Raw genomic sequence first — 8551 nt, forward strand, 5'->3', positions numbered from 1 at the left:
CTGCTTACTGAATGATGAAGGACGTAAACAGCACGTCCTCGATTTCCTGCGGCGAGCCGCGGTCTTCAAACGGCTCGCGCAGCTGGGTAATGATTTCCTTGGCCAGCTGGACCTTGCCTTCCGGCGTGTTGATGTCGGCCGCGCGCTTGCTCGACAGCAGCAACAGCATGCGGCTGCGCACCTTGGCCATGTTGTTCTTGACGTTTTCTTTCTCTTCCAGACCGCCCACTTCCAGCGTGAAAGCGATTTGCAGGTACTGGTCGGCGCCGCTCTCGCCCGGCTGCAGATTGACGGTGAACGGTTCCACCGGCACGTATTCAGGCGGACCCACGGGTTTCTTGGCTTTTTTCTTTTTGGCTGGCGCTTCGTCATGCTCTTCGGCATCGGCTTTGCCGTGCATGAAGAACCAGGCTGCGCCGCCGCCGGCCGCAGCCAGCACCAGCACCAGGGCCAGGATGATGATGATCAGTTTCTTGCTGCCGCCACCGGATGGCGCTTCAACCTTCTGATCGGCTTTCATTTTCGGATTCGCTTTCAAAATAGCCCTTCATGCTGCGGCAGTGGTTCACGCCGCCATTATGTCATTATCAGTTGTGCCTGCGCAGTTGGATACGCCGAAAAGAGGGGCGTTCCTGCTGCTGCTCGACGTTTCTTTAGTGTAACAGACAACAAAACCGGGAGGGCAGGGGCGCCGCTCCCGGTTGCGTATGGCGGCGCTGCGAAATCAGGCGAAAGTATCGACCGCGCCGGCTGGCAGGCGGCGCACCGGTGGCGCGCTGCGCGCGGCGTCGGCGTCGTTGCCGCTGTCGCGGCCATAGCTGCCGCCGCTGCGGCTGCCGCTGCCGCCATTGCCGCTTTGTGCCGAGCTGGCTTGCTGGCTATAGGCGCTGTTGTTCTGATCCGACATGCCGGCCGAGACGGTGGCGCTGCCCAGCTGGATGCCGGCCTCGCTCATCATCTCTTTCAGTTTCGGCAGGGCGTTTTCCAGCGCCTGGCGCACTTCCGGCGCGGCCGAACTGAAGGCGGCGGTGGCCTGGTCCTTGTTCACGCTCAGCACCACTTGCAGCGGGCCGAGGTCGGGCGGATTCAATTCCATGGTGGCGCTTTGCTCGCCGCCAGCGGCCATGAAGATGATTTTCTGGCCCAGTTGCTGGTCCCACTGCTGGGTGCCGACACGGCTGCTGAGCTTGTCGGTCGGGACAGTGGTCGCGGCCTTGGCGATGTCCTGCGCGGCGTGCGCGGCGGCCGGTGCGACGGTGATGCTGGCTTGCTCCTTCAACGCGGCGGTGGCTTCGGCATTGACGCTGGCGCCAGCCCTGGCGCTGGCGGCCAGCTGGGCCGGGTCGGCGGCCTGCTGCTGTTGCTGGGTTTGCGACACCTGCGGCTGGGCGTCGGTGGCTGGCGCCGCCTTGGTTTCGATGCGGTTGATGACGTCGGCGCCGGTTTTCGGCGCCGCATCCGCCACGCCGCTGGCATCTGCAATGGCGGGCTGGGTATCGGCCTTGGTGGCGCCGGTGTCTGGCGCGACGGCGCTGGCGATGGCTGGTTTCTGGCCGGCGGCATCGGTCTTGCCATCGGCAGCGGCTTTGGCGGCGGCAGCGGCCGCTGCTGCGGCGGCATCCGCGGCAGTTTGCGCGGCTGCGCCGGCCTTGCCAAGCGCGGTCTTGAAGTCGCTGGCGGCGGCAGCCTGGTCTTGCGCAGCTTGCAGGGCGGCGGCATCGGCGCCGGCCGTGTCGGTGGCGGCCAGTGCGGCGGCGTCGGCATCCACCGCGGCGGCATGGGCGGCGGCGGCGTCGGCCGAGGTGTCGCCGGCAGCGGCCAGCGCGGCCTGGGCGGCCGTGGCGGCGGCTGCGGCAGCCGCAGCGGCGGCATCGGCCGCGCTGACGGCCGGGCCGGCGCCGCCGGTGCCGGCAGCGATGGCGCCGGCATCGGTGGTGGCGGCCGGCGTCGTGGCCGGCGCGGCCGGCTGGTTAAAGGCGGCCACCAGGGCCAGCATGTCCGCCATTGGATCGGCGGCTTGCGCGGCCTGGGCGTCGCTGCTGGCGCTGCTGGCATCCTTGCTGCCGTCGGCGCTGCTGTTGTCGCTGTCGCTGGCGGCGCTCTTGGCTGGCGCGGGCTGCGCGGCGGCGCTGCTTTCGTTAGCGGCCGTTTGCTGGGCGGCCTCGGCCTGCTGGTTCTGTGGCTGTGCCGGTTTGGCGGGCGCGGCCTGCTGTGGCTTGGACGCGGATGCGCGCGAAGCAGGGCGCTCGGCGGCGCGGGCTGGCGGGTTGCTGCTGGCGTTGCCGCGCTGGTCCATTTCGCGCGACAGCGCCTGCTTGAACGCGCTGTTGTCGTTGCCCGCTCCCAGGTTGACATGCACTTTCGGCGCGGCCACTGCATTGGCGTTCAGGGTAGGAATTGGAAGATTCGGGGTCTGCATGTTTCGCGCTCTCTAGGATGTCATCGTTTGTAGTACGCCTGCCTTGCTGCGTGTTCGTCCATTTGCTTCTGGTCGCGCTTGTTTTCCAGCTTGAGCGCGGCGGCGTCCGCCCGGTCGTTCAGGGTGGAGTAGGACATGCGCTTGCGCTCGCTGGCCTGCCACGCGGCTTTTTCCTGCTCGCTGCGGTATTCGGCATGCCTGATCATGTCCAGCTGGCCCTTGACCGCGGTTTCCAGCTTTTCAATGAAAGCCACGAAATTGCGGTATGCCATCGGCGTGATGCCGGCCGCCTGGGCCGCCTCGAAACGCTTGAGGTATTCCTCACGGTAGCCGACCAGCATCTCGTGCTTCTGCCGGGCCTCATCCACCGCCTTGAGGGCAACACCCAGCCGCTTGGCGGCGTCGTCGGTCTCACGCCGCGCCAGGTCCATCAGGGTTTCTAATTGCGCTTTGGAAGCCATGGTGAGTCAATTATAGGAGGCGGCCGAAGCCGTCAATCAGTCGAATAGAGAGGTAAGTTGCCCCAAACTCTCGCCCATGGTCACCCGTTCGGTGATCTGTTGTTGCAGGAAATGCTCGATCCGCTCGTGTAACTGGATGGCCTGGTCCAGCACCGGATCGGTGCCGGGGGCGTAGGCGCCGACGCTGATCAGGTCGCGGCTGCGCTCATAGCGCGAGAATAGTTGCTTGAGGTGGCGCGCCTTGGTCTGGTGCTCATGCGAGGTGATCGAGTGCATGGCACGGCTGATCGATTGCTCAATGTCAATGGCCGGGTAGTGGCCGGCTTCGGCCAGGCGGCGGTTGAGGACGATGTGGCCGTCCAGAATGGCGCGCGCCGAGTCGGCAATCGGGTCTTGCTGGTCGTCGCCCTCGGTCAGCACGGTGTAGAAGGCGGTGATCGAGCCGCCGCCCAGCTCGCCGTTGCCGGCGCGCTCGACCAGCACCGGCAGCTTGGCAAACACCGATGGCGGATAGCCCTTGGTGGCTGGCGGCTCGCCGATCGCCAGCGCGATTTCGCGCTGCGCCATGGCGTAGCGGGTCAGCGAGTCCATGATCAGCAGCACGTTCTGGCCCTTGTCGCGGAAGTGCTCGGCAATCGCGGTGCAGTAGGCCGCACCCTGCAGGCGCATCAGCGGCGGCGTGTCGGCCGGGGCCGCCACCACCACCGAGCGCGCCAGACCTTCCGCGCCGAGGATCTGCTCGATGAATTCCTTGACCTCGCGGCCGCGTTCGCCGATCAGGCCGACGATGATGATGTCGGCCTCGGTGTAGCGCGCCATCATGCCCAGCAGCACCGACTTGCCGACGCCGGAGCCGGCAAACAGGCCCATGCGCTGGCCGCGGCCCACGGTCAGCATGGCGTTAATGCAGCGCACGCCCACGTCGAGCGTCTCGACGATCGGCGCGCGGCCCAGCGGATTGGCCGGGCGGGTGTTGATCGGCGCGCTGTCGCTGGCCTGGATCGGCCCCAGGCCGTCCAGCGGGCGGCCGGCCGCATCGACCACGCGGCCCAGCAGTTCGATGCCGACCGGCAAGTGGCGCGCGCGGTCGCTCGGGCGGCGCCGGGGATGGGCGACGCTGCCCGGTTTCGGGATGGCCGGCTCGACCGGGAAGACGCGGGTGCCGGGCACCACACCTTCGACGTCCGATTGCGGCATCAGGAACAGCTTGTCGCCCTCAAAGCCGACCACTTCGGCCTCGATCTTGCCGCCGGCCGGCAGCGGCACGGTGCAGGCCGCGCCCACCGCCAGGCGCAGCCCGACCGCCTCCATCACCAGCCCGGCCACGCGCGTGACGCGGCCGGAAACCTGCATCGGCTCGACCATGTCGGCCAGGGCGGCGCAATCGCTGAGGTAGGATTTCCAGCGCCCGGCGTGCGGGCTGGCCGGGGGAGCGCTGAGGCTGCGGTCGATGGTGTCCATGGCGTCAGTCCAGCCAGTCCACTTCCTTGCCGAGCGCGTGGCTCAGGCGCTGCCAGCGGGCGGCGGCGCTGGCGTCGATGGTGTTGCTGGCGGTATCGACCTTGCAGCCGCCGCGGCCGACGGATGGATCTTCCACCACGCGCCAGCCGCCCTTGTCGAGCTCTTCGCCAAGGCCGGCGCGCACGGTGGCGGCGTCGTCCGGATGCAGCACCAGCAGGGCCGGTTGCTGCAACACCGGCAGGTATTCGATGGCTTCGCGCACGATGGGCAGGATCAGCTCGGGCTTGACCTGCAGCGCATTTTTCAGCATGCCCTTGGCCAGCTGCAAAGCCAGCTCCAGCACCTCGTTGGCGATCAGCTGGTCGGCGTCCTGCAGCGCGGTGCTGAAATTGTCCGCCAGCACGCGCACCTGCTGCAGCTCCTGTTGCAGCGCCGCGTCGGCGGCCTGGCGCACCGCCTCGGTGGCTTCGGCGTGGCCGGCCGCATGGCCTTCCTGATAACCGTCCTTGCGCGCATCCTCGCGGATCGCTTCCAGTTCCTCGACGGTCGGGTATTGGATGGGCGGCGGCGGTGGCGGCCCCATTTCCAGTTGTTCCTGCTGCGCCTCCAGCGCTTCCTGCACGCGTTGCTCGGCCTCCAGCCGGGCGTGCTCGGCCGCGATTTCGCGTTGTTCCGCTTCGCGCAGCGCGAGTGTGCTGGGACGCTCGTCGCCAAACGAGGTCATCTCCCAGCGCTTGAAGGCCGGCTGCGCGTCTTTTGAATGTATCACCATTAAACGAAGGAATCCTCACCTTTGCCACCGAGCACGATCTGGCCTTCGTCGGCCAGGCGGCGCACGATTTGCAGAATTTGCTTTTGTTGCGTTTCCACTTCCGACAGGCGCACCGGCCCTTTCGATTCCAGGTCTTCGCGCATCATTTCCGAGGCCCGCGCCGACATGTTCTTGAAGATCTTGTCGCGCAGCTCCTGCGAGGCGCCTTTCAGCGCGATGATCAGCATTTCCGACTGCACTTCGCGCAGCAGCAGCTGGATGCCGCGGTCGTCGATATCGATCAGGTTGTCGAACACGAACATCTCGTCCATGATCTTTTGCGCCATGTCGTTGTCGTAGTTCTTGATATTGTCCATGACCGAGCTTTCCTGCTCGCCGGACATGAAGTTGAGAATCTCGGCGGCCGCGCGCACGCCGCCCAGGGTCGACTTCTTGATGTTCTCGTTACCCGACAGCAGCTTGGTCAGCACGTCGTTCAGCTCGCGCAGCGCGGCCGGCTGCACGCCGTCCAGGGTGGCGATGCGCAGCACCACGTCATTGCGCAGGCGGTCGGTGAAGTGGCCGAGGATTTCGCAGGCCTGGTCGCGCTCCAGGTGGACCAGGATGGTGGCGATGATCTGCGGGTGTTCGTTGCGGATCAGCTCGGCCACGGATTGCGAATCCATCCACTTCAGCGATTCGATGCCGGAGGCGTCCTTGCCGCCCAGAATGCGCGACAGCAGCACCGAGGCCTTGTCGTCGCCCAGCGCCTTGGTCAGCACTTGGCGGATGTACTCGTCGGAGTCGAGGCCGACGGTCGAGGCGGCCGCCACCATGTCGCGGAAGTTGTCGAGCGTGCCGACCACTTCCTCATGCGGCACGTTTTTCATGGTCGCCATGGCGGCGCCGAGCTTGAGCACCTCGCGCGGGCCGAGGAACTTCATCACCTCGGCGGCTTCGGTTTCGCCCATCGCCAGCATCAGGATGGCGGCTTTTTGCAGTCCGGTATTCTCAGTCATTTGCGCCTATCCATTCCTTGATCACGTTGGCCACGATGCGTGGGTCTTCCACGGCCAGCTTCTTGGCCATGGCGAGGTTGTCGCGGTAGCTGCGCGCGGTGTTTTCTTCCATCTTGCGCAGCTCTTCTTCGGCGATGAGCGCTTCGTCCGGTTCTTCCGGCACCGGCTCTTCCGGTACTTCCGGTTCCGGCTCGGGCGCGTTGATCTCGTCGATTTTCTTGAACACCGGGCGCATCATCGGGCGCACGATGCGCAACACGATGTACAGCAGGATCAGGGCGGTGATCAGGAACTTCGCCAGGTCTTTCGCCATCGGCAGGTTGGCCGGGTCTTTCCACCATTCCGGCGGCGGCTCGTAAGGCTTGTCGACGCCGTCAAATGGCGAGTTGGCCACGCTGACCGCGTCGCCGCGGTCCTGGTTGTAGCCCATGGCCTGACGCACCAGATCATTGATCTTGGCCATCTCTTCAGGAGTATAGGCCTTTACCGAGACTTTGCCGTTCTTATCGACGATGCGTTTGTAATTGACCACCACCGCCACCGTCAGACGGCGCAGGCCGCCCATGCCGCGCTGCTCGTAGCGCACGGTTTTATCGACTTCATAATTGGTAGTCGATTCCTTGTGGGTGGGGCCGGCGCTGCCGTTGGCGGCCACGGTGCCCGGCGGCGTGCCGGGGGCGGGCGCGTTGGGGCCGTTGGCGGCGGCGGTCTGGTTGAGCGGCGCGGTGGCGGTGCCTGGCGGCTGATTGGACAGCGCGCCCGGGATGCCGCCCGGATTCTGGGCGTTGTTGTTGCCGTTGGTCTCGCTGGTCTGCTGGCTGCGGATGGCCGAGGCGGCCGGCGGCGAGTTCGGCTTGTAGTTTTCCGAGGCTTGCTCGATCTTGGCAAAGTCGACATCGGCCACCGCTTCGGCCCGCACATTGCCTTCACCGACGATAGGGATGACGATCGATTCGACCTGCTTGATGACCTGCGCCTGCAGATCCTTGACGTATTTCAGTTGCTGCTCATCGAGCTTGGCGTTGCTGCCATTGGCATTCTTGTTCTGGTCGGAAATCAGGTTGCCGGCCTGATCGACCACGGTGACATTGGCCGGCAGCAGATCGGGCACGCTGGACGCCACCAGGTGGATGATGGCACCGGTCTGTTGCTGGTCCAGCATGCGGTTCGGGTGCAGGGTGACGATCACCGAGGCGGTCGGCTTTTGCTGGTCGCGCACGAACACGGAGGGCTTGGGCAGCGCCAGATGGACGCGGGCGTTTTCCACCGGCGCCAGCGACATCACCGAGCGCGCCAGCTCGCCTTCCAGCGCGCGCTGGTAATTGACCTGTTCAAGGAATTGCGACACGCCCAGCTTCTGGTTTTCCATCAGCTCAAAGCCGACGTTGCCGCCTTTCGGCAAGCCCTGCGCGGCCAGTTTCAGGCGGATATCGTGCACCTGCTCGGCCGGCACCAGGATGGCGGTGCCGTTGTCCGAGAACTTGTGCTTGACCTGCATCTTGTCCAGCTCGGCCGTAATGGCGCCGCCGTCGCGGTCAGTGTAATTGGAGAACAGCACCGCGTACTCGGGCGGCTTGTTCCACAGGTACAGGCCGATCAGGACGGCGACGATGGCGGCCGCGCCGGCTGCGCGCAGGAAATTGCGCCCCATCGGCGTCTGAATGAAGGGCAGCTTCTCGGCGCCGTCGTCTGGCGCGCCGGCTGCTGTGGCGTTGTCGATTTCTTCCGCTACGGCCATGATGGTGAGGTCCCGGGTGAGGGTTCTTGAAGGAATACCGCCATTATTGCTTGTAATCAGGAAATTCAATAGGGGGAACAGAGCGCCGTTTACGGTCCTGCTCGATGCAGGGGGCTGGCGCACGCCTTGTTATTCTGCTACCACGTAGAAAAAAGGAGTCAGCAATGATTACAGGGGGAATTGACAGCAGTCGAATCCAGGCCATGATTGCGCAGCTAAAAGCGCACGCCACCAAGCCGGACTTGCAGCCGCCGGTGATTGCCACCGAGCCGGCGGCGGTGCCGAAGGCGGATTTCCAGGATGCCTTGAAAAAGTCGCTGGACGCGGTCAACGCCAGTCAACAGGAGGCGGAGGGCATGAGCAAGCGCTTTGCCATGGGCGATGATAGCGTGAGCCTGTCGGATGTGATGATCGCGCAACAAAAAGCCAGCATCAACTTCCAGGGCGCGATCCAGGTGCGCAACAAACTGGTATCCGCCTACCACGACATCATGAACATGCAGGTATAACACTCCGGGGTCAGGTCCGCCATTTCTACACGAGCCCAGCCGTAAGCGACTGCTTACGGCTGGGCTCGTGTAGAAATGGCGGACCTCGTATATTGAGCATACCGCGTCTTCGCCAGATAATAAGGCTGTCGATGCGGCCAGGCGGGGTGACGCTGAGCAGACTTAGTGCCGTTGAGCACGTGGGTCAGATAAG

At 65.1% G+C, this 8551-nt stretch carries 8 protein-coding genes; 1 reads left to right on the forward strand and 7 read right to left on the reverse strand.

The annotated features are described in order from the left end of the window. Nucleotides 1–4: 4 nt before the first annotated feature. From fliL to fliF, 7 genes are all read right to left on the reverse strand, one after another. A complete protein-coding gene (gene fliL / locus ABDW57_RS04980) occupies nucleotides 5–520 on the reverse strand; it encodes a flagellar basal body-associated protein FliL (RefSeq protein ID WP_343729087.1) in 516 nt (171 codons plus the stop codon). Nucleotides 521–724: 204 nt separating this feature from the next. Beyond that, nucleotides 725–2419, reverse strand: a complete 1695-nt coding sequence (locus tag ABDW57_RS04985; protein ID WP_343729088.1) for a flagellar hook-length control protein FliK — start codon at nucleotides 2417–2419, stop codon at nucleotides 725–727. Between the two features lie 20 nt (nucleotides 2420–2439). Then, a complete protein-coding gene (gene fliJ, locus ABDW57_RS04990) occupies nucleotides 2440–2880 on the reverse strand; it encodes a flagellar export protein FliJ (protein ID WP_343729089.1) in 441 nt (146 codons plus the stop codon). A gap of 36 nt (nucleotides 2881–2916) precedes the next feature. Next, on the reverse strand, nucleotides 2917–4341 hold the full coding sequence (fliI, locus tag ABDW57_RS04995; protein WP_343729090.1) for a flagellar protein export ATPase FliI: 1425 nt from the start codon (nucleotides 4339–4341) through the stop codon (nucleotides 2917–2919). A 4-nt stretch (nucleotides 4342–4345) separates the two neighbouring features. Continuing rightward, the gene (locus ABDW57_RS05000) at nucleotides 4346–5113 is read right to left on the reverse strand and encodes a flagellar assembly protein FliH (protein ID WP_343729091.1); all 768 of its coding nucleotides are present in this window, start codon (nucleotides 5111–5113) and stop codon (nucleotides 4346–4348) included. Continuing rightward, on the reverse strand, nucleotides 5113–6111 hold the full coding sequence (fliG, locus tag ABDW57_RS05005; RefSeq protein ID WP_092274555.1) for a flagellar motor switch protein FliG: 999 nt from the start codon (nucleotides 6109–6111) through the stop codon (nucleotides 5113–5115). Before fliG ends, ABDW57_RS05000 begins: the two co-directional genes overlap by 1 nt. Beyond that, nucleotides 6104–7849 (reverse strand): flagellar basal-body MS-ring/collar protein FliF, encoded by a 1746-nt coding sequence (fliF, locus tag ABDW57_RS05010; RefSeq protein ID WP_343729092.1) that lies wholly within the window; start codon nucleotides 7847–7849, stop codon nucleotides 6104–6106. The genes fliG and fliF overlap by 8 nt, the downstream gene beginning before the upstream one ends. 164 nt (nucleotides 7850–8013) lie before the next feature. On the opposite strand from fliF, the gene fliE reads away from it, so the two are divergent. Next, the gene (gene fliE, locus ABDW57_RS05015) at nucleotides 8014–8358 is read left to right on the forward strand and encodes a flagellar hook-basal body complex protein FliE (RefSeq protein ID WP_343729093.1); all 345 of its coding nucleotides are present in this window, start codon (nucleotides 8014–8016) and stop codon (nucleotides 8356–8358) included. Nucleotides 8359–8551: the final 193 nt, after the last annotated feature.

Origin of the sequence: Duganella sp. (genome assembly GCF_039595735.1) — a bacterium.
Taxonomy (GTDB): Bacteria; Pseudomonadota; Gammaproteobacteria; order Burkholderiales; family Burkholderiaceae_D; genus Rugamonas.